The 20,602-nt window shown below is 44.8% G+C and carries 20 protein-coding genes; 12 read left to right on the plus strand and 8 right to left on the minus strand.

All coding sequences use genetic code 11. From position 1 onward, the window contains the following. Positions 1-177 precede the first annotated feature (177 nt). Both OB236_RS11205 and OB236_RS11210 read left to right on the plus strand, forming a co-directional pair. The gene (locus OB236_RS11205) at positions 178-1,623 is read left to right on the plus strand and encodes an FAD-dependent oxidoreductase (protein WP_262684076.1); all 1,446 of its coding nucleotides are present in this window, start codon (positions 178-180) and stop codon (positions 1,621-1,623) included. A 14-nt stretch (positions 1,624-1,637) separates the two neighbouring features. Then, positions 1,638-2,234, plus strand: coding sequence for a TetR/AcrR family transcriptional regulator (locus OB236_RS11210; RefSeq protein ID WP_262684077.1), 597 nt, complete (start codon positions 1,638-1,640; stop codon positions 2,232-2,234). A 134-nt stretch (positions 2,235-2,368) separates the two neighbouring features. On the opposite strand, the gene OB236_RS11215 is transcribed toward OB236_RS11210, so the two are convergent. Beyond that, positions 2,369-3,205 (minus strand): helix-turn-helix transcriptional regulator, encoded by an 837-nt coding sequence (locus tag OB236_RS11215; RefSeq protein ID WP_262684078.1) that lies wholly within the window; start codon positions 3,203-3,205, stop codon positions 2,369-2,371. Between the two features lie 164 nt (positions 3,206-3,369). Here OB236_RS11215 and OB236_RS11220 point away from each other — a divergent pair, with 164 nt between their 5' ends. Then, positions 3,370-4,752 carry an MFS transporter gene (locus OB236_RS11220; RefSeq protein WP_262684079.1) on the plus strand — a complete coding sequence of 461 codons (1,383 nt, stop codon included), beginning with the start codon at positions 3,370-3,372 and terminating at the stop codon, positions 4,750-4,752. Between the two features lie 150 nt (positions 4,753-4,902). On the opposite strand, the gene OB236_RS11225 is transcribed toward OB236_RS11220, so the two are convergent. Continuing rightward, positions 4,903-5,733 (minus strand): phytanoyl-CoA dioxygenase family protein, encoded by an 831-nt coding sequence (locus tag OB236_RS11225; RefSeq protein ID WP_262684080.1) that lies wholly within the window; start codon positions 5,731-5,733, stop codon positions 4,903-4,905. 166 nt (positions 5,734-5,899) lie between these two features. Here OB236_RS11225 and OB236_RS11230 point away from each other — a divergent pair, with 166 nt between their 5' ends. Beyond that, the gene (locus OB236_RS11230) at positions 5,900-6,751 is read left to right on the plus strand and encodes an AraC family transcriptional regulator (protein WP_262684081.1); all 852 of its coding nucleotides are present in this window, start codon (positions 5,900-5,902) and stop codon (positions 6,749-6,751) included. A gap of 14 nt (positions 6,752-6,765) precedes the next feature. Beyond that, positions 6,766-7,647, plus strand: a complete 882-nt coding sequence (locus tag OB236_RS11235; protein ID WP_262684082.1) for a helix-turn-helix domain-containing protein — start codon at positions 6,766-6,768, stop codon at positions 7,645-7,647. A gap of 66 nt (positions 7,648-7,713) precedes the next feature. Here the strand turns inward: OB236_RS11235 and OB236_RS11240 are convergent, their stop codons facing one another. The 3 genes from OB236_RS11240 to OB236_RS11250 form a co-directional block, all read right to left on the minus strand. Continuing rightward, entirely contained in the window at positions 7,714-8,100 is a 387-nt protein-coding gene (locus OB236_RS11240; protein WP_262684083.1) for a hypothetical protein, read from the minus strand. Between the two features lie 129 nt (positions 8,101-8,229). Then, positions 8,230-8,850, minus strand: coding sequence for a Gfo/Idh/MocA family protein (locus OB236_RS11245; RefSeq protein WP_262684084.1), 621 nt, complete (start codon positions 8,848-8,850; stop codon positions 8,230-8,232). Positions 8,851-9,014: 164 nt separating this feature from the next. Continuing rightward, positions 9,015-11,129, minus strand: a complete 2,115-nt coding sequence (locus OB236_RS11250; protein WP_262684085.1) for an alpha-galactosidase — start codon at positions 11,127-11,129, stop codon at positions 9,015-9,017. Between the two features lie 113 nt (positions 11,130-11,242). Here OB236_RS11250 and OB236_RS11255 point away from each other — a divergent pair, with 113 nt between their 5' ends. After that, positions 11,243-12,118: an AraC family transcriptional regulator gene (locus OB236_RS11255; protein WP_262684086.1), complete on the plus strand. Its 876-nt coding sequence runs from the start codon at positions 11,243-11,245 to the stop codon at positions 12,116-12,118. 42 nt (positions 12,119-12,160) lie between these two features. On the opposite strand, the gene OB236_RS11260 is transcribed toward OB236_RS11255, so the two are convergent. Continuing rightward, positions 12,161-12,361, minus strand: coding sequence for a helix-turn-helix domain-containing protein (locus OB236_RS11260; protein ID WP_317259332.1), 201 nt, complete (start codon positions 12,359-12,361; stop codon positions 12,161-12,163). Positions 12,362-12,484: 123 nt separating this feature from the next. Between OB236_RS11260 and OB236_RS11265 the strand changes: the two genes are divergently transcribed. From OB236_RS11265 to sufB, 4 genes are all read left to right on the plus strand, one after another. Then, positions 12,485-13,411 (plus strand): 1-deoxy-D-xylulose-5-phosphate reductoisomerase, encoded by a 927-nt coding sequence (locus tag OB236_RS11265; protein ID WP_408638450.1) that lies wholly within the window; start codon positions 12,485-12,487, stop codon positions 13,409-13,411. A gap of 375 nt (positions 13,412-13,786) precedes the next feature. Beyond that, a complete protein-coding gene (locus OB236_RS11270) occupies positions 13,787-14,086 on the plus strand; it encodes a FadR/GntR family transcriptional regulator (protein ID WP_262684088.1) in 300 nt (99 codons plus the stop codon). A gap of 72 nt (positions 14,087-14,158) precedes the next feature. Beyond that, positions 14,159-15,775, plus strand: a complete 1,617-nt coding sequence (gene cimA / locus OB236_RS11275) for a citramalate synthase (RefSeq protein WP_262684089.1) — start codon at positions 14,159-14,161, stop codon at positions 15,773-15,775. Positions 15,776-15,952: 177 nt separating this feature from the next. Further along, positions 15,953-17,350, plus strand: coding sequence for a Fe-S cluster assembly protein SufB (gene sufB, locus OB236_RS11280; RefSeq protein ID WP_262684090.1), 1,398 nt, complete (start codon positions 15,953-15,955; stop codon positions 17,348-17,350). A gap of 313 nt (positions 17,351-17,663) precedes the next feature. Here sufB and OB236_RS11285 read toward each other — a convergent pair whose 3' ends face one another. Continuing rightward, positions 17,664-18,167 carry an RrF2 family transcriptional regulator gene (locus OB236_RS11285; RefSeq protein ID WP_262684091.1) on the minus strand — a complete coding sequence of 168 codons (504 nt, stop codon included), beginning with the start codon at positions 18,165-18,167 and terminating at the stop codon, positions 17,664-17,666. Positions 18,168-18,738: 571 nt separating this feature from the next. On the opposite strand from OB236_RS11285, the gene OB236_RS11290 reads away from it, so the two are divergent. Further along, complete coding sequence (locus tag OB236_RS11290; RefSeq protein WP_262684092.1) at positions 18,739-19,200, plus strand: carboxymuconolactone decarboxylase family protein; 462 nt, start codon at positions 18,739-18,741, stop codon at positions 19,198-19,200. Between the two features lie 161 nt (positions 19,201-19,361). Beyond that, positions 19,362-20,054 carry a YjjG family noncanonical pyrimidine nucleotidase gene (locus OB236_RS11295; protein ID WP_262684093.1) on the plus strand — a complete coding sequence of 231 codons (693 nt, stop codon included), beginning with the start codon at positions 19,362-19,364 and terminating at the stop codon, positions 20,052-20,054. Positions 20,055-20,114: 60 nt separating this feature from the next. On the opposite strand, the gene OB236_RS40040 is transcribed toward OB236_RS11295, so the two are convergent. Next, positions 20,115-20,252 (minus strand): AraC family transcriptional regulator, encoded by a 138-nt coding sequence (locus tag OB236_RS40040; protein WP_408638443.1) that lies wholly within the window; start codon positions 20,250-20,252, stop codon positions 20,115-20,117. Positions 20,253-20,602 lie beyond the last annotated feature (350 nt).

Raw genomic sequence — 20,602 nt, forward strand, 5'->3', positions numbered from 1 at the left:
ATTAGCATAATATGTCTGTTATTTTAGCAAATCTTTATAAAAGTTCGCTTGCACCATAATTCCTACCCCACAGAAAGATTCATTTGACGGCTCTTCCGTTATTGACATACGGAAAATAATCGCATATTCTATTATTGACTGAATGAGTCAATCAATGTAAATGAAGGAGCAAATCCTATGAAAAATATACAAAAAGTAGGCAAGGCCATCGTGATCGGTGGCAGCATCACAGGTTTAATGACGGCAAGGGTCCTCTCGTCATATTACGAAGAGGTAATCCTTATCGACAAGGACGAATTTCCGGATCATCCCGAAGATCGGAATGGCGCTCCGCATGGCTTTCATCCCCATAGGTTCACACAACGTGGTAAAATGATTACAGAGCAGCTTTTTCCTGGCTATGAGGAAGAACTGGTGGCTCTTGGTTCACCAAGTTCACTAAATAAAACCGTTCATATGATGAATCAATATGGAACGGTAGCCGGACCTTACCCACGGAACGATATCAAGTTCAGCCGTGCTGTACTGGAGTGGGTGATTCGTGGACGTGTCAAGCAGATTCCGAATATACGGCTACTAGCGGAGAATGATGTTATTGGGCTTCATACAACTCCGAATCATAAGGCCGTTACAGGCGTCCAAGTTCGTGGGCGGGGAACAGGCATGAAAAGCGAGTTCTTGGCGGATCTTGTTGTGGATGCCAGTGGCCGCGCCTCCAAACTGACGCAATGGTTGAAGGAGTTTGGATATGACGTACCTCGCCCTGATCGGATGAAAGCAGCTATCGGATACAGTACACGACGGTATAACATACCTGCACATTTGATGCACCTGACCGAGAAATGGGATGTGATCAACATCATGGGCCAACCGGTCAAGGGAACGTTTACGGGTGTATTTTCCTTTATAGAGAATCAAGTGGCTGAGATGCTGCTGTATCGTCCAGGTGGGAACTATCCACCAACGGATGCGGAAGATTTCGAGCAGGAGGTCGCTCAGCTTCCTACCCCCATGATTGCAGAAATCCTGTGTCAGCTCGAACCGATCGGCATGCCTAAGGGTTTTCGCGTACCCGAACTATACCGTCACCACTATGAGCAAATGGAAAGATGGCCGGACGGATTGTTAGTGCTGGGCGACGCATTCTGTATCTATGACCCGATTTTTGGTCAAGGAATGACGGTTGCTGCCATAGAAGTAGATTTGCTGAACACCTTGTTGCGGGAGCGGCAGAACAACCCTGAACCACATTTTGAGCAAAAAGTGCTCCGCAGGATCCAAGAAGAGGCCATTTCTCCTGCCTGGTGGTTAAATTGCGCGGCGGATTTGCAGTGGGGTGGTGTCGAATATGAGGCAGGCACTGAACCGCTCAAGGGAATTGCTTTTGGGAGCAGGTATATGAATTTGATCCTGAAAGAGGGGAGCGCGAATCATAATTTCAAACTATTCGGTTTGTACTGGGGCGTTAACTCGTTAGCATTACCGCTGCATGAGCTGTTTAATCCACAGATGGTCAAGTCGGTGCTTGAGGCATCGGAGGAAGGACAGCAACTACTCGCAGACCTGCTGAAGGAATACGAGCTGCCGTTAGAAGAAGCATTGACTAAATTGATTCCAAGTTAGGAGTGAAAAATATAGTGTCTCCGTTAAATGAAGAACAACAGCATCAGATTCGAGATGAACGCAGGGAGCAGATTATGAGCGCTGCGCTTAAAGTTTTTGCAAGACGGGGGATTATTGGGACGAAAATGAGCATGATTGCTGCTGAGGCCGGGATTAGCCATGGGCTGCTTTATCATTACTTTGCGTCGAAAGAAGAGCTTTTCACAACACTTGTTGAAAGAGCAATGATTGCCTCGGATGAGGCTATACATAGTGTTTATGAGTTGCCGGGTACACCGATCGATAAAATCAGAGCGTTAACGCTAGACATGTTAGATGAAGGTGGTACGGATTACTTTCTGCTGATCCATCAGGCGAGAACATCAGATGGAGTGCCTGAGAAGGTGGTTGAGTTGATGAAGCGTTACTCCATGGACAAATACGTTAAGCAACTGCAGGCATTATTCCGGGAAGGACAGAATGTCGGAGAGCTTGTGGATGGCGATTTGGACGAAATGATTTCGTCTTACCTATCGGTCCTCTCTGGTCTGATGGTGCTTAATGTACAGAAGATTGGGGGCTACCAGCGTCCGAGAGTTGACGTGCTGCTGAGGATGATTGCTCCTTTATAGGGAAGAGTGACATAGCCATTAAGGGCTGTTTACAAGTAGATAAATATACTTGTAAACAGCCTTTTGTGCTGTCGTGCATCGACCATATACTTGCGCAGTCAGCACAAGAACTCGGGCTGTTTTTGTAACAACAATTACTCTAAGAGAAGCTTACTCAGCTTGGAGAGCGTATCATCATTTGAGGGTATATTGATCGTGACTGTAAGGTGGGAAGAATCTGTTACAAGAAACGAAATCTGATCAAATACGAGCAGACCGGCTGTCGGGTGATGATTGATTTTCTTACCTTCAGGACCATTCAGAACATCGTGCTTCGGCCACCATGCCCTAAATTCAGGGCTTGCTCGATTCAGTTCCTCGATGAGCTCCATCCACCAAGGATCACCGGCGAATTTTCCGTAGCTGGCTCGAAATTGAGCCAAACGGTGCTGGGCATGAGTTTCCCAGTTTTCCTGAAGTAATAGCCGTACATACGGCGAAATGAACGTCCTCCATACAGTATTTCGTTCGCGTGTCGACATACTCTCATAGTTCCCGTAAATTATGCTTGCAGCCCTGTTCCATGCAACAATATTCAGTCGCTGATCGGTAACATAGGCCGGACTCGTCCCTTGTAGGTCGAGGAAGCTTTGAAGTGTCTGACTAATGATGTTTTCGACTGGCGTCAGATCGGCAGGCAGTTGCTGTAGGGCCAGCATAAACAAATGTTTCCGTTCATTGGAATCGAGCTGGAGAGCCCGTGAAATGCTGTCCAGCACTTGGGTGGATACATGAATGTTTCGGGCTTGCTCCAGCCAGGTGTACCAGTCCACACTGACGCCCGAGAGTTGCGCTACTTCCCCGCGTCTAAGTCCCGGCGTACGGCGACGGCCTCCACTAGGCAGACCCGCTTGCTCGGGTGAAATCCGGGCGCGACGCGTCTTCAAAAACTGCGCCAGCTCATCAAGCCTCGTATGGTTTGATTGTTCCATTAACTCGCACTGCCCCCTTATACAACTCCTATCGTCGGAGAATTACTCCTATGATAAACCTTCATCTTATTCTAGGATAATATTTATTATACACTTTCCTTGGGACGAAATGGCGAATACTTAAATGGCGAATACTTAAATATTGCAATGGAAGGGGAATAACTTTGGAAAAAACATTACAATTACAGTACAACAGTACTGGCAAGCTGGCCAAAGCGCTGTTGCTTCTCGGACTTTCGTTCGGTTACTTTATGGTTCTCCTGGATATGACGGTGGTGAGCGTCGCGCTGCCGGCGATTCGCGACGAGTTGGGCGGAGGGATATCCGGCCTTCAATGGGTTGTCAACGCCTATACGATCGTATTTGCCGGTTTACTTCTATCAATGGGCGTGTTTGCTGACAAGCTTGGAGCCAAACGCGTCTATGCGGGCGGTCTGGCAATATTTCTTGCAGCTTCGGCCATATCGGCAGCCGTTTCAACGCTCGGTGCGCTTATCGGCTTACGTGCAATACTCGGTATAGGTGGTGCAGCTCTAATGCCAGCCTCGCTTACCCTGCTTGCTCATGCTTATCCTGGATCGGCTGAACGTGCCCGGGCGCTTGGTATTTGGGCGGCGGTTACCGGTGTAGCAATGGCGGCAGGACCTGTTGTCGGAGGGGTATTGGTGGACTCGTTCGGTTGGCGCAGCATCTTCCTTCTCAACGTGCCGCTTGCAGGGATTAGTTTGATCATGACTTTCCTGTTCGTCAGGGAAACGGAACGTAAGCCGTGGCAAAGCTTTGACTTGGGGGGGCAAATCACGGCCATTGCAGCCATTGCTGCAGTCTTGTTCGGACTGATGGAGGGGGAAACGTACGGATGGGATTCCCCCATTATTTTGGCGGCATTTAGTCTGGCTCTGTTGGGAGCGATCCTATTTTTGATTGTTGAAGCGAAAGGTAAGTCACCGTTACTTCCGTTAAGGCTATTTAGGAATGCGACGGTATCGGCCGGAATGATTGCCGGGATGGCGATTAACATCGGCCTGTCGGGAATTCTATTTGTACTACCATTATTTTTCCAACAAATACGCGGATTATCGGCTCACATAGCCGGACTCGCGCTCCTTCCAATGATGATTCCACTGGCCTTCAATCCCATTCTGACCGGTCGAATTGTGGCCAGAATCGGAGCGCGGATACCGATGACTGTCGGCTTTAGTCTTGGAGCAGTGGGTACACTGCTGCAAGTGTGGACCGAAGTGAACACGACCTATGCTATTACGCTGATTGGCTTGCTGCTGATTGGTTTCGGAGCATCCTTTACGATTCCCTCGTTGATGGCGGCCGTAATCTCTTCCGTCCCGAAGGAACAGATCGGTGCGATTTCTGGCGCTCTCAATTCAAGCCGCCAGCTTGGCGCGACGCTGGGGGTTGCCATCCTCGGCTCGATTCTGAGTGCCAGCAAATCGTTTATTTCCGGAATGCATACATCGCTTATCGTAACAGCTGTTATTTTGTTCGGTGGCAGTTTGCTATCGTTCGCATTTATCGGCAGAAAACAATAACGGTACTAAAACTCAGCTAACATCATATTTTCAAGCGTACAACGGGGGTTTCTCCTTCAGATTATCGCAAGTATGCAAAAAAATAAACGAACGCCCCGAACCTGGAAATTCGGGGCGTTTGTTTATTCTAATAACGGGAGCAGCATTTATTTAACACTCCGCCCCGGATAATTCGTTTGTAAACATTCTTTTGTATTCATGCGGACCGACCCGTACCGAGGATGCCGGCGCATAATGGAATTGCAGCGCTCTGCGCCGATCCGTTGAGAAATTATACGGTGTTCCGTGGTACAGCATGCCGTGAAAAAACAAAACACCACCCGGCTTCAGCGGAACAATGACATCCCTTTCCACAGGTACCTGAATGTCACATAGCTGCCAGTCGCGAATCGCATAATGCGGTGTAGCACCTTCCTGATGAGACCTTGGAATGACATGCATGCAGCCATTGTTGACGGTTGCCTCGTCCAAAGCAATCCACACTCCGATAACAGCCTTCGTATACGTTAAATTCCCGTAAGCCATATCCTGATGCCAGGGCTTCTCCCCGCCGCCGTGAGGAGGCTTCAAAAGAGCCATATCCTGAATGAGCACAGGCTCTTCTCCGAAAATCTGCCGAATCACGTTAATAATCTCCGGATGGTAAGCAACTGCTTTAAGCCGCTCCTCTTCATTCACAAATTCAGAAACCTTACGTATGGCAAGCTCCCGTTCTTCTAGGGTATGAAGCTCCTTCTCAGGTTTTGAAAATTGCAGCTTGGCCCCTTTGCGGTCAACAAAAGCAAGATCCATGAGTCCCTCAATGGCATTATTCACAACAGGCTGGTCGAGCAGAGGATCAATGGAAAGAAATCCATCTCTTCTATATTCCTGAATATGCTGATCCAGAAGCTCGTCTTTTCCCTTTAGACTTACATGCACCTTATCGTATCGATATAATTCGTTGTTGATTTGTTCAGGGGTTAATTCTACCTTACTCATTTCTCATTCCTCCTATTGATTTTATGGTGATTTCCTTAATTCAAAGATACCATAAAGAGAGACTAAGGCAGAATGGAAGCAGTGTCGTATTTTTTGTACTCAAATGCTATTTGTTTTGGTATGCTATAGCTATCGCATCAATTTGGCAATAAGGAGGAATAGCTGCATGTCTGAATATAGCCTACTGCTGAACAGGTGTAACGAAGTGTATTTTACAGTTAGCGGGACTTTTGGCAAATATCGCTGTGAGCCGACCTGGTCATGGCAGCCACCTTCTTTTCATGATTATGATGTGTGGTATGCCGTATCAGGTCAAGGCGAAATGCAAATTAATGAAGTCAGTTACGACATTCAGCCTGGCTCCTGCTTTGTTATTCGACCCGGCGACCGAGTTACGGCGGAACAGAACCCGCACCATATGCTTACAGTACTATTCTGCCATTTCATTGTGAATGATATCACCAAAGAGGCAGCAGAAACCTTGATCCTGCCCGATAAGCGCTGTGTGAACTTTCGTGAAATGTCAGCGATTGAGCCGCTGCTTCAGCAATTAATTGAATTGGCGCATCGTCAGGCAGAGGATGACCCCATTGAAATTAACCTTCTGCTCAAGCTGATTCTTACCCGTTGGATTCGGGAGTCCGAACGGCAGAGCATGCCGCATCAGAGCTATTATCATAAGCAGATTATATTAAAAATCCAAGATTCCATCCGGCTCTCTCTTTCTGAAACGGTTAATTATGAATCACTGGCGAAATCGGTCGGCTTCACAGCGCGTTATGTGAGCAAGCTTATGAAGGAGTACACCGGAATTACATTAAAAGAAACGGTTACCAAGCTGCGAATGGAGCGCGCGGTTCATCTGCTTACCGAAACGACGATGTCTGTGACGGAGATATCGAGTGCGCTTGGTTACACGGACATTTATACCTTTAGTAAGCTTTTCAAACGACATTTCGGTTATGCACCCTCCAGACTCCGTTCGCTGCATCCTGCAGATACGGGGAATGACGAGTGAAAGGAGCTGCCTCATTGAACGAAATTTATATGCACGCCGCACGATTGCCTCTAATCCGAGATGTAGGATCTACGTTAACAGGAAATGGCTGGATTCATCCAGATCGGGTGGCGGATTATCATGTTCTCATCTTTGTGATAGAGGGCGAGATGCAAGTGTTTGAAGCGGGTAAGGAATACAGGATAAGAGAAGGAGAGGTACTCTTTCTGAAAAGCGGAATTCATCATTGGGGAGAGAACGGGACCCGTCCTGGCACCACTACACTCTGGATTCATTTCTATGATAATCTGGGCGACCCCGGGCAGGCTGAGAAGACGGAGCCTATGAACCATCAACCCATGCTGATGCCCACCTCTACCTTGTATTCACCTGAGCAGTATGATTTCAGCTTTGTACTTCCCAAGATGATAAAGGTGAAGAATGCTCCCTTTATGAATAGAAAGCTAAAGGAGCTGTACGATTTGTACAACGCTCCCCGACATTTTCACCATCTCTATTTAAGTATGGGGGCTTTGGACATTTTTCTTGATCTTGTCCGGCAATCGCAAGAGAATCAAATGCTTAATAAATCGGATACGGTAGTACGCAGGCTGGTCAAATATTTGGATGAGCATAGTCACATGGAGATGGATACCGATCGCATACATAACGATTTTCAATTAAACTACCAATACCTGAGCACGCTGTTCAAAACCAAAATGGGTACAAGTATGTTCAAATACCATGAAAGACTAAGAATTCACCATGCAGCGGAATTGCTGAAGAACACTTCCATGAATATTTCGGAGGTTAGCGACAAAATGGGTTATGCCAGCCCCTATTACTTCAGCCGGGTATTCAAAAAGGTGATGGGCGAATCACCCTCCGAGTATATTAAAAATATATACCGGATGTAATAATTGAAGCGAGTCAAAGCCAAATAGCCGCCTGCATAACAGGCGTATTTACTATAATAACAATGGCTACTCGAAGCTTGGAATCACAACTTCTATACCGCCATTCATAGCGGATTCATGAGCGCATATACCCGCTGCCGACCAATTGGCAGCCGTAATCGCATCAATAGCAGGCTTGCGCTCTTCGACAATGCTGCTGACAAATTCATGTACCAGATGAGGATGCGAACCATGGTGGCCGTTGCCCTGCAGAACGGATTGATGAGGATTGTCCGGATCCAGTTCATCCTGGTGAGTAATATAGTAGGCAAGCTCAGGAGGAAGCAAATCCGCTCTGGCTGGGGGCGTGACTCTTTCCACCGAAACATCTCTTCCGCGATCCGGTTTCTTAGGACCCATCCTGAACAGAACCTGAGCCTCATCTTCCATATTCCATCGCAGCTTTATCGCCATAAATATTGAAGCTTTCCATATATCCTCTGGCTGTTTCGAATAATGACCGAGTTACCTCTGCACTCAAACCCTCCGTGCTTAATTGGAATATGGCTGTTTCAATTGGATAAGGGTTACCATATTGTGTTTTCAATTCCTCTTGCATAACCCCTGAACCAAAGCAATGAACCTTGTCGCACGAGCATTGGCTATAGCTAATAGGGGGGCTACTGCATGTGTCGCATAGTGCATAGGAGGTAATCCCATCCAATAGGAAGGCCAGTTATCCATGTTCTGATAATGGGCTCCTCTTAAGAACTGGACGCGTCCGAACTCTCCCTTTTCAAACATTTCCTTGGCAAATAGGTACTGATACGTATAAACGGTGGTTTCCATCATCATGTAATTTTTTTTGCTTTGCTTTTGTGCAGTGATGATCCCATGAATGTCTTCAATTGTTGTCGCCATAGGTACGGTACAAGCGCAATGCTTGCCTGAGTTCAGGACAGCTATCGATTGCTGGGCATGGTGGGGAATAGGGGACACCAAATGAACGGCATCGTATTCGTCCGATTGGAGAATTTCCTCCAGATCGGTATGTCTCCTTGTAAAACCGAATTTATCGCCATACTGATTCAGCAGCTCCGCGTTGGTATCGCAAATACCTACATATTCGACATCAGGATGTGCATGATAAATGGGTGCGAATGCACCTCCGAACCTCAATCCAACAACAGAGATCCGAATTTTTTTGTTTTTTTTATTATCCATAATGGGTGACTTCCTTCCTCTGTAAGTTACTCGATTCACTTACTAGTATTACAAATAAAAAGGTTCATGTGAATGAATGAAAACATAGAATAGCTGTACTTTATTCTGGTAAGCAAAAAGATAAGGAAGGAACGGTCTCCCTATCTTTTTGCGTCAATCTAGTGTTAATCAGTCCAAAGCCTGTGAGTAGCTGGAGTCTCGACATCCGATTGATATCGATATACAGCAAAAGAAAATGGCTGACCCAGCTTGAAGCTATAGCGACTTGACGCATCTGGTTGAAGCAGCACGGTTTCCATGGCTGTTACGCCATCTCCTGACCATGCGCCACCCTCGCACCTGATCAAGCATTGAAGTTGAATCTCGCTGTCAGATACTTCCCAGAGGTCGAATGAATGGGAAGGGGTATCACAACGTTCGCGATAAATGATTAACAGGCCTGTTCCACTTGACCCACTTAAAGACTGGAAGCCTGTCCAGCCAAGGCCGGAGGGCTCGCTGCCGATGGGAAGAACGGTTCCGCCGAGGAGCTCGGCTTGAAGGGGGGTATAGGCCGAAAGCATAGTGCCGAGCAGGTTGCGGTTTTCATCACTAAGCCCGGTTAACTCCATCCAGGCCAAAGGATTCGCAGCCATCGTTACACCGAATGAATAAGCAAAACCGCATTTGCCTGGTGACAGCGGATCTTTTTCGTACAGATGCTGATTACGCTCAACATTGAGGAATTCCATTTGCAGCCTGCGAGTGGGTACGTACTTACTGAGCATCCATAGATTACGCAGGGTATAGTGCGGATAATAATTGGTCCAATCCGTATATCGATTTTCCAGGAATAGGCATCCATATTGATTACGGCCGTAATAGCCAGTTCTAATTTGGGCAGTTGTGTCCAGATTGAAGCACACGGCTGCGCCACTTTCGCTTATAGTTTGTTCCATCATGTTGTTCAAATTGACTTCACCGGCTTTGGAAGTAATATTAATCCCATCCAGCTTGAAATAACTGATTCCATAGCTTTTGTGTAGCCGAAGCAAAGTAGCTGCATCCCGCTGCCAATTACTGAAATTGTTGGAGGAATCGGGTGAAAACCACAACCCTAGTTTGATTCCATGCTGTGCTGCGAAATTAACAATCGGTTCAAGCCCTCTTGGGAAGCGTTCCTGGTTCACCTGCCAGAAGTTATCCTGATAGTCATAGTACCCACTCCAGACTCCCCCTGAGATGACGGAATTTGAGGTCGCCCCTTGCTGCCAGCCATCATCGACCTGAAATATACCGATTCCCATCTGAGCCGCTGCTTCCAGCTCTGCGAGCAGGAATTCCTCGTTCACCCGTCCATCCTTCGAGCGATCTCCCCATGTGTTGCTCATCACAAAGCTGTCCAGTTCGGGCTTAAAACGGCGGATTGAGCTTTGGTACTCGTGTAGTGCCTGAAGCGCAATTGTGTCTGTGCCTGAGGCAACACCTACTACAGAGCCGTAAGCCGGTACATACCGATCCGGACTCAGATCGGCTTCAGTCAGCCCGCCTCCTGTCATAAATACGCGTTTTCCGATAAAACGATAATCATATCCCGGGTAATGCAGCTGTCCAAGTGAGGTCGGAGACTCCTTGAGAAAGAAAAGCTTGCTCTTAGTGAACGGATTGCTTACAAATAGAAGACTGGCAGATAAATCGCTTTTTTCATTAACATAGAATAAGCCGCTATCCTCATTCACCAGGTTGTTGTGGTGATCCGTCACATCGCGAAGAATGGCAGAGGACCAGCGTCCATGACGTTCCCGGAAAGGCAGTGCGTCCACATAATCGACAGGAAGAAGGGATATGGCCTTGTTGTTGTCATCTAGCTGCAGATCAATTTCTGCTGCAGTTCCATTAGCTGCTGCGGAATGATCAGAATCGCTTGCCTCTGTGAGCTTCACTGAAACTTCATGACGCAGATAGGGACGCTCTGGATATAACCGGGTAACCAGCAGCACGCTAAAACGGGCATATTCCAGCTTCAAAGTGACTCTTAAATGCTCTTCGGCGACTGTATAATCATTTTCTACGGCTGCTTCCACGTTGGAAATCAGGAGTCTCGTATCCGTTAGAAAGGGAAATCGGAACATGGGCATTGGCTGCGAGTTCTCTATCCATTGGTCGTCCGTGCTCTTGTCCAGAAGAGATTGTGAAACCGGGACACCACTGGACAAATCCCACGATCGCTCAATACGCGAATTGCCTACAGTGAAAAGCGAGCCTTCATAATGGTAGAAGCAGTCTTGAAATTGGGACATACAGATAACCTCCATGTTAGTATTATAGTATTTGGTTGTGGTAAGCTATTACTAGCGTATAATGGTTTGAATAAGTAATCAATCGAAAATAATTGTTGGAGTGGTATTATATTGTGGTTAAATCCTTAGGGTTTCGATATGTTAAAGAAGATGATCGACATCTGATGCGTATTCTCTCGATTGGTATGGAAAGCTCCCACGATGAAGGTTATTCATGGGAGGGAAGCAAACGGGAGGGAGGCGGATTTATTTTTCAGTTCACATTATCCGGAGAAGGACGGCTTCGCGTAGGAACTCAGGTGCTCAGCATACTTGCCGGGCAGGCCTTCCTTGTGAAGGTGCCAAGCGATCACTGCTATTATTACGAATCAGCAACCGCTATTCCGTGGGAATTCATATGGCTGCGCTTCGACGGACCAGGCGTGGAGGAATTGTGCTTCAGTATCATGAACAGAACCGGTCCGGTTCTGTCGTTGCAGCGCAGTGCAGGTCCTATAATGCTGTTAGAGAGGCTTTACGAAGATTTGCTTCAAGAGCGGTTGGCTGAGGACAAATATTTAATCTCGCTGAGAATGTACGAGTGGATGATGTCACTGCTTCGTGTCTCCGTTCAAGGCGTGGATGAGAATGGCCATATCCCCGATACCTTCCGTAAAGCGGTGGGTTATATGGATCAACATTACACGGAATCGATTCAACTCAGTGAAGTGGCGGCCTTCGCAGGATTGTCCAAGCATCACCTGTGCCGAATGTTTCCCAAATATTATGGCTTTACCCCTATCCATTATCTGCGTCGCAAGCGGATTCAGGAATCACTTAAACTGTTAAGAGACACAGGGCTGCCTGCCCAGGAGATTGCTTTAAGAACCGGGTTTGATAATCTCGGTTATTTCGGTAAGGTTTTTCGCGCCCTAATGGGGATGACACCCACCGAATTCAGAGGCAAGCGGAATGATTTAAATGTGGATTCGATCAAGCTGTTAGGTTAAGCGGCAGGGCATAGAAAGCAGAGGAACATCCTAACGCGCCTGTCATAGGGTTATGCCCTTATGATGATGCTCCCTGAAAGCCCCGGGGGACATGCCGGTGAATTTCTTGAAGGCTACGCCCATGTACTCTGGATGCTTATAACCCAGGTGTTCCGCTATGACAGGCAGCGTCCAGTCGGTTTCTGATAAAAGCCGCATCAGGAGCCTGGAAGATTTCCTCATGAGGAGTCCGATAAAGCGCATTCATAAACCTGTGGTCGAGCGACCGGCGGGAGAGCGGAATATGACGCAGTACATCCTCAACCTTCTGTTGGGAATAAAGAACTGGCACAAAAAGTTAAAGATCAGGTAGATGACTCAATTATCATTTGTTATGGGGAGAAAGGACTGGTTGAGGTTGCTTGTTATGAAGAGGCAGACATAATGATGAACTCCGTTACAGGAGCTGTTGGTATAATACCAACTCTTAGAGCACTTCATGCAGGAAAAGACATTGCTATTGCCAATAAAGAAACATTAGTAGCCGCCGGTCATGTGGTAACCAAACTAGCAAAAGAAAAGGGATGCAAACTCATACCTGTTGACAGTGAACATTCAGCCATATTTCAATGTTTAAATGGCGAGTCGAGAGATCAAATCTCCAGACTAATTATCACAGCATCTGGTGGAGCCTTCAGAGATTTAAGCAAACAGGAAATGAAGGGAGTACGGGCTTGGGATGCCCTTCAGCATCCAAATAGGAGCATGGGAGAAAAAATAACGATAGATTGTGCTACACTAATGAACAAAGGTTTTGAGGTAATCGAAGCGCATTGGTTGTTTGAAGTTCCGTATGAACAAATCGAAGTTCTCATACATCGACAAAGCGTCATCCATTCTATAGTTGAGTTTGTGGATGGATCAATGATTGCACAAATGGGTATGCCAGACATGCGAGTGCCCATTCAATATGCTCTTGAACATCCTAATCGCCTTAAAAGTGATTATCCCAAACTTGATTTATCCTTGATTTCCCAGCTAAACTTCGAAAAACCCGATACGAATCGTTTTCCATGTTTGGGATATGCATTTGAAGCAGGGAGAATTGGAGGAACGATGCCAGCTGCTCTGAACGCTGCAAATGAAGTTATCAATCTCTCATTTCTCAGAAACGAAGCATGCTTTTTTGATTTTGAAAGAATTTTATACGAAGTGCTATCCGTCCATAATAATATCCAGAGCCCAGAATTAGATGACATTCAGATGACATTCTTCATGCAGATTTATGGGCAAGAGAAATGGCAAGCTCGTTGATCAAGTAGCATAGTTGATCATCATAAAGAGACATGCTATACTAAACATCTGATGAAAAGATGTATATATACATCTACATATACATCTACATATAACCCAGATAGAACAATTAATAATTAAATTAGATCTAATATTTTTGTATTTAAACATCTGATGATATCACGTTACAATTAGGGAGATGGCAGGTGAAATTCACAATGAACGGGGACAGATGTACATTTCTTTCGTTCCAGAAGATGGGGATATGAGATCAAAAGCTTTGTTTCGAATCTTGAATCGTCCGAGATTGGTTGACGAGGTAGTTAAACAACTACAAAAGAGAATTTCTGATGGTGAAATTCAATATGGCCAAAAAATTCCGACTGGACCTAGATAATGGAACAATTCGGTGTAGGGCGAAGAGCAGAGATTTTGGAAGTGTATGAGGTAAGGAGAATGCTGGAGCTGGAAATTTCCAGATTGGCAGCTATAAGGCGAGGCGACAAGGATATTATGCGGATGAGAAGCACATTAGATCAATGTGCACAGGAATTAAATGCAGGGGATATGAGCGCTTATCTGAATGTGGATATTGAGTTTCATCTCTCTGTTGCGGTTGCCAGTAAAAACAGCATTGCGGCAACTGCAATCAGATTCTTAGTCTCACCGATTGTGAGCAGGTTATGGAGTGCCTGAAGACATATGTAAATAATCCTTGATCACGCGAATAGGAAGTCACTAAACATATTCAAACTGGGAGGAATTAAAATGAGCAATCAGATTTTCGTATTTGATACAACATTGCGTGATGGAACACAAGGAGAAGGTGTCAGTCTCACTGCAGAGGATAAAATAAAAATCGCGTGCAAGCTTGATGCACTTGGCGTTCATTATATAGAGGGCGGCAACCCCGGGAGCAATAATAAGGATATTGAATTTTTTGAGCGCGTGAGACACTTGAAGCTTCAAGCAAAAATAACGGCTTTCGGCAGCACACGACGCAAAGGCACGGTAGCGGAGCATGACGTTAATTTAAATAGAATTATTGAATCCGGGGTCAGCACGGCTGCCTTGGTGGGTAAGTCTTGGGATTATCAAGTGACTACGGCGCTGCAAACCACGTTGGAAGAAAATTTGGCCATGATTTACGATTCATTTCGTTATTTGAAACATAAAGGTATGGAAACGATTTACGATGCCGAGCACTTTTTCGACGGATTTAAACGGAATCCGGAGTACGCAATTGCAGCCATTCGCAAAGCCGAGGAAGCTGGGGTGAATTGGATTGTGTTATGTGATACGAATGGCGGCAGCCTTCCGGGTGAAATCGCGGAAATTGTGGCTCATGTCCGCACGCTTGTTCACACGCCCCTTGGATTGCATCCACATAACGATTGCGATTTGGCAGTAGCGAATACGATGGCAGCTGTGCAAGCAGGAGTCCGTCAGATTCAAGGCACTATCAATGGATACGGAGAGCGATGTGGAAACGTGAACTTATGTTCGCTTGTGCCTAACCTGCAGCTAAAGCTTGGTTATGAGTGCATCAGCAATGAACAGCTTGCCTTGTTAACCGGGACGGCAAGATTTGTGAGCGAGATTGCTAATGTCCACATGCCTGTCAATCAGCCATACGTCGGCACTGCCGCATTTGCACACAAGGGGGGCATCCATGTGTCCGCCATTATGAAAGATCCGAAAACTTATGAGCATATTGCTCCTGAACTGGTGGGAAACAAACAGCGAATTCTTGTATCTGAGTTATCCGGACAAAGCAATATCATCGTAAAAGCCCAAGAGATGAACTTAAACATCAATCTGGAGAGCAACGAAACGCGGATGATTATGAATAAAATCAAAGATTTGGAGCATCAAGGCTATCAATTTGAAGGCGCAGATGCCTCCTTGGAATTGTTGCTCAGAGAGATCAGCGGCGACATTGAAGATATTTTTACCTTGGAATCATTTAAAATCTTCGTCGAAAAAACGTCCTCCAATTGTGTCGTATCGGAAGCTATTGTGAAATTAAAGGTTCAAGGACAAACCATATATATGGCTGCTGAAGGGAACGGTCCGGTCAACGCACTCGACAGCGCTCTTCGTAATGCATTACTCCAGTTCTATCCGCAAATCGAGCAGATGCACTTGTCCGATTACAAGGTGCGTGTGCTTGATGAGAAGGATGCTACGGCTGCTAAAGTGCGTGTATTGGTTGAATCATCAGGCTTCGGAAGTACGTGGAGCACAGTGGGCGTATCCGAGAATGTCATTGAGGCAAGCTGGAATGCTTTGGTTGATAGCATCCGTTATGCACTGATTGGGAGAACACCAGCTAGTGATATAAATAGTAATCCTATTCAACATATGGGTTTGGTTAACCATTAATCTCACTCGAAACGGTGAATTTGGATAATAGTAGCATAGGAGGGGTAGGACTGGATCAAGGAAGAACTGAGTTATCCCGAATTCGGAGAGAGTTCATCTTGGATGAAGGATCTTCGAATTCGTGCCCTTGAATGGGCTAGAGAATTGGAACTGCCAAAAAAAAGGAGAGTGAGCAAGATGGCAAAAAAAATCCCTGAAATGGAAGAATACCAATATGGATTTCGAGACGAACACAAGAACATTTTCCAAAGTGGGAAAGGATTGACTGAAGAAATTGTCATTGAGATTTCGCGAATGAAGAAAGAACCGCAATGGATGCTCGATGTCCGTTTGAAGTCGTTGAAGCAATTTTTAAAAATGCCATTACCCCGCTGGGGAGGCCGGTTAGATGATCTTGATTTTGATGATATTCAATATTATGTCAAACCTTCGGAGAATCAGGGGAAAACTTGGGAAGAGGTTCCAATTGAAATTAAACAGACCTTTGATAAGTTGGGTATTCCTGAAGCTGAGCAGAAGTTCCTAGCCGGCGTATCCGCGCAATACGAATCCGAAGTTGTATACCATAGCTTGCAGGAGGATTTGGTAAAGCAAGGCGTAATTTTCACCGATACAGACACAGCATTGCGTGAGCATCCGGAGATTTTCAAGGAATATTTCGGTACCATTATTCCTTATACGGATAATAAGTTTGCTGCACTAAACAGCGCGGTTTGGTCTGGAGGCAGTTTTATCTATGTGCCGAAGGGTGTTAAATGCAAGATCCCTGTTCAAGCGTATTTCCGCATTAACTCGGAAAATATGGGTCAATTCGAACGGACTTTGATTATTGCAGATGAGGACAGCTTTGTCCATTACGTAGAAGGTTGCACAGCACCCATTTATAGTAGGAATTCACTCCATAGTGCCGTTGTAGAAATTATATGTAAAAAGAACTCGCGAGTCCGTTATACCACGATTCAAAACTGGGCACCCAATATTTATAACCTGGTGACAAAGCGGGCAGTAGCGGAAGAGAACGCAAACATGGAATGGGTGGATGGTAATATTGGCTCCAAACTGACTATGAAATATCCGGCAGTTATCCTTAAGGGCCGCGGCGCCAAGGGTTCGGTGTTATCAATAGCAGTTGCAGGACGTGATCAGCATCAGGATACCGGTGCCAAAATGATTCATCTGGCCCGGGATACAACGTCCACAATCATCTCAAAGTCGATCAGTAAACATGGTGGCAAGGTAAATTACCGTGGTCTTACTTCATTTGGGCGTAACTCCCAGGGCTCCATGTCGAATATTAAATGCGATACGCTGATCATGGACAAAGAATCAACTTCAGACACAATTCCATACAACGAAGTCATGAATGACAACATCACATTGGAACACGAAGCAACAGTCTCCCGTATTTCTGAGGAGCAACTTTTCTACTTAATGAGTCGAGGCTTAACCGATGCTGAAGCTACGCAGATGATCGTGATGGGATTTATCGAACCGTTTACGAAGGAATTGCCTATGGAATATGCAGTTGAAATGAATCGATTGATAAAATTCGAAATGGAGGGAAGCATCGGGTAATGATCAAATTGCAATAATAACCATGGGCTTAAGTCGTGTGAAATGAATCTCAATTTATTACTTGTTTAAGTGATGCTATTTATCTGCGTGTATATGCATCCAATATAAAAATTGCAGCCTACGTTAACCAGGATGTCGACAACTAACCATATAAACTAAATCATAAAAATAAGGATGTGCATAATGCTGCATCCTTATTTTTTATTGTTAGAAACAAAAAACAACGCGCAGTCCTCTGCTGCGACATGTCCAGAATCCAGAAAGTTCGTTTTCCCAGTAAAATAATGGTTAAATTCCCGGTTTAATTTCACCATTAAACATGGCTGCTATTGGCAAAATATTCACGAGTATCTTTGCGCGATTGAGGGGTTAATACACGATCAAGCTCTTCATTCAACCAAGTAAGAGACTTGTTGCGCAGGACATTGCGCATACTCTCTTCAGCTTCAAGCATAGCTAAGTTAATCACACAGGGAGAAGCTAGAGAGCATGCTGCATAGTCTTCATCACGGCATAGATAGCTATTATTTTTGATGTTTTTACATTGAAAAATGGGGGTAGTACCTTCTACAGCTTCAACGACATCCCAAAAAGAAATATCCGAAGGAGACTTGGCTAATTTATAGCCTCCTTTGACACCAGGGACAGAGCTAACGATACCAGCTTTTGTTAATTTACTAAAAATCTTTGAAAGATAGGTCTCCGGAACACCTTGAAAAGCGGAAAGCTCTTTAATGCCAATGGTAGAATCGGGAGGAGTATCAATTAAATATATCAAGCAATGCAGTCCATATTCTACGCCAATACTATACTGCATCCAAACACCTGCTCTCTAGATATAAAAGTTGTTATAAATCATCTTAGGTGGATTTAAAGTCCTTGTCAAATATAGGTATGGGTATTTTCAGCTAATGGACTCATGATTTTTTGGTTGACAGCCATAAATTTAAGAGTTATATTGTGGTCACAGTAAATCGTCGATTATATTTGTCGACGTTACACTTATAGAGGCAAGATCAAATTTATTATTCATGGAGGAGATTACTATGAAGGTTAGATTAAATCATATCCATGCAAGCCCAGGTGCTTTGCAGGTGATGATGAAGCTGGAAGGGTTTATTAAGACAAGTGGGTTAGATGCAAAGCTATATGAACTTTTGTAAAGAAAGCTTATGAGTCTGGTTTCAATGTCGGCGAAGTTGCTGACAGCCAAAACCTATTCGGTATGATTATGCGGTTTGGCTCTTTTATTCTCGTGATGGTGGTGTGTCCACCACATTTTCTCCGAATCATGCAAAGTGTAACAGGGGATACTCTGTTGGAAAAGCTTGAAATTTGCGATCAAATTACTGGCAGAATAACAAAAAAATTAAGGAGTGTAACAACACATGGAAATGAGACTGGATTATATCAAAGTGGAACCCGAAGCTTTACAAACACTTTTAAAATTGGAAGGGTATGTGAAGAAGAGTGGTATTGACCACAAACTGTTGGAGCTGATTAAAATTCGTGCCTCGCAAATTAATGGCTGTGCCTACTGCCTTGATATGCATACGAAAGATGCGCGTGCAATGGGGGAGACGGAGCAGCGCTTGTATATGCTTAACGCATGGCGGGAAGCTCCGTTCTATACGGAAGCGGAGCGGGCCGCAATAGCATTAACGGAAGCTGTGACCAAAATTTCGGATGCTGGCGTGCCACAGGAATTGTATGAGCAAGTCCGCAAACATTTTGACGAGGGCCAATTTGTTAAATTAATTATGGCGATTAATGCGATCAACTGTTGGAATCGAATAGCGATTTCAACGGGTATGGTACCTGGTGAATATCAGCCGGCTGCACATAAATAACAGATTTTTGAAGGCGAAATCCCCGTACATCGACTACGTGCGGGGATTGACTTTAGTCAAAGACCTGCAATAGCTCTGGTACCTATTGCTCTATAGACTAAAATGTTCACCTTTGTAAGATGAGAAGAAGTAAAGATTATTTATATTTTTGGGGAGGATAAATGAGTTATACAATACTTCTATTCGATCTGGATGATACATTGTTAGATTTCGGCGCTAATGAAACGGATTCGTTAAACAAATTGTTTCAGCAACACGGATATACTTTTTCGGATGAGTTGTTTCAAGTATATAATTCCGTCAACAAACAACTATGGGCTGATTATGAAAATGGAAATATTGCATTAGATGTTGTGCTAAACTCAAGATTTTCAGAAACGATGTTAAGACTCGGAAAAGTTGTCGATGGCATTGAATGGGAAAATCAGTACAGAGAACTTTTGGGCAATGGATGTCAGCATATAGAAGGAGCTTTAGAAGTGTGTCAAAGCTTATCTGTATCCCATAGACTGTTTGTTATCACTAATGGTATAACCCAAACTCAGATAAAGCGATTGAAGCAGTCAGGCTTAAATGAATTTTTTGAAGACATTTTTGATTCTCAAAGCATTGGATTTCAAAAGCCATCCAAAGAATTTTTCGATTACGTGATGAGTCATATTAAAGATTTTAATATAAAGGAAGCACTTATTATCGGAGATTCATTAAATACTGATATAAAAGGTGGCCTTCTGTCAGGAATTGATACGTGCTGGATTAACAGAAATTCACAAAAATGCTCTGCAGAAATTCAAAGCACCTACACGGTCGCAAACTTAGTGGACATATATGAGATCTGTACCCCTATAAAATGAGCATAATGGTGATTAAGTTAATACTATTAAGTATTGGTAGTGAGGAATAAAATGATCCCATTAAGGGATATTATCACTAAACCCATTGAGCCTCTGGTTTTGACGAAATTCACTAGGGGATACCTGAAAATATTTTTTGAAGATGCTGGCAAAATAGGTTGAATCCTCGAAGCCTACGGCTTGGGCGATCTCGATCATTTTTCATATCCGTATTTCGAAGCAGCACCTGCGCTCTTTCCAGCTTCAGTTTATTGATGTAGCTGGGATTCAAGTGGACATGCTCGGCAACCTGAACGATGGAACAATTTTGCGAATAGTGCTCCTGTATAAAATGCTGAGCCCTTTGAAATATCGTTTTGTTGCTGTTGGCGCTGTCTCTCCATTCATACAAGAGAGATCGCACTGATAGTGACTGGATTCATGTAGAACTGAAAAGAATATTTTTATGTTTTAAATAAAGACTTGACGGAGAGGACGCGTTGCGAAACGTCCGCTTCGAACTTTGTTTCAATCTGTACTATAATATCCATTCCGACCGATTCTCTTTA

The organism is Paenibacillus baimaensis, from assembly GCF_025567575.1.

Coding starts and splice junctions, on each gene's coding strand:
- OB236_RS11205 (WP_262684076.1), top strand. CDS start 178: ATGAAAAATATACAAAAAGTAGGCAAGGCCATCGTGATCGGTGGCAGC.
- OB236_RS11215 (WP_262684078.1), bottom strand. CDS start 3,205: ATGGAACAATCAAACCATACGAGGCTTGATGAGCTGGCGCAGTTTTTG.
- OB236_RS11225 (WP_262684080.1), bottom strand. CDS start 5,733: ATGAGTAAGGTAGAATTAACCCCTGAACAAATCAACAACGAATTATAT.
- OB236_RS11230 (WP_262684081.1), top strand. CDS start 5,900: ATGTCTGAATATAGCCTACTGCTGAACAGGTGTAACGAAGTGTATTTT.
- OB236_RS11240 (WP_262684083.1), bottom strand. CDS start 8,100: ATGGCGATAAAGCTGCGATGGAATATGGAAGATGAGGCTCAGGTTCTG.
- OB236_RS11245 (WP_262684084.1), bottom strand. CDS start 8,850: ATGGATAATAAAAAAAACAAAAAAATTCGGATCTCTGTTGTTGGATTG.
- OB236_RS11250 (WP_262684085.1), bottom strand. CDS start 11,129: ATGTCCCAATTTCAAGACTGCTTCTACCATTATGAAGGCTCGCTTTTC.
- OB236_RS11260 (WP_317259332.1), bottom strand. CDS start 12,361: ATGCGCTTTATCGGACTCCTCATGAGGAAATCTTCCAGGCTCCTGATG.
- OB236_RS11270 (WP_262684088.1), top strand. CDS start 13,787: ATGGAACAATTCGGTGTAGGGCGAAGAGCAGAGATTTTGGAAGTGTAT.
- cimA (WP_262684089.1), top strand. CDS start 14,159: ATGAGCAATCAGATTTTCGTATTTGATACAACATTGCGTGATGGAACA.
- sufB (WP_262684090.1), top strand. CDS start 15,953: ATGGCAAAAAAAATCCCTGAAATGGAAGAATACCAATATGGATTTCGA.
- OB236_RS11285 (WP_262684091.1), bottom strand. CDS start 18,167: ATGCAGTATAGTATTGGCGTAGAATATGGACTGCATTGCTTGATATAT.
- OB236_RS11290 (WP_262684092.1), top strand. CDS start 18,739: ATGGAAATGAGACTGGATTATATCAAAGTGGAACCCGAAGCTTTACAA.
- OB236_RS11295 (WP_262684093.1), top strand. CDS start 19,362: ATGAGTTATACAATACTTCTATTCGATCTGGATGATACATTGTTAGAT.
- OB236_RS40040 (WP_408638443.1), bottom strand. CDS start 20,252: ATGATCGAGATCGCCCAAGCCGTAGGCTTCGAGGATTCAACCTATTTT.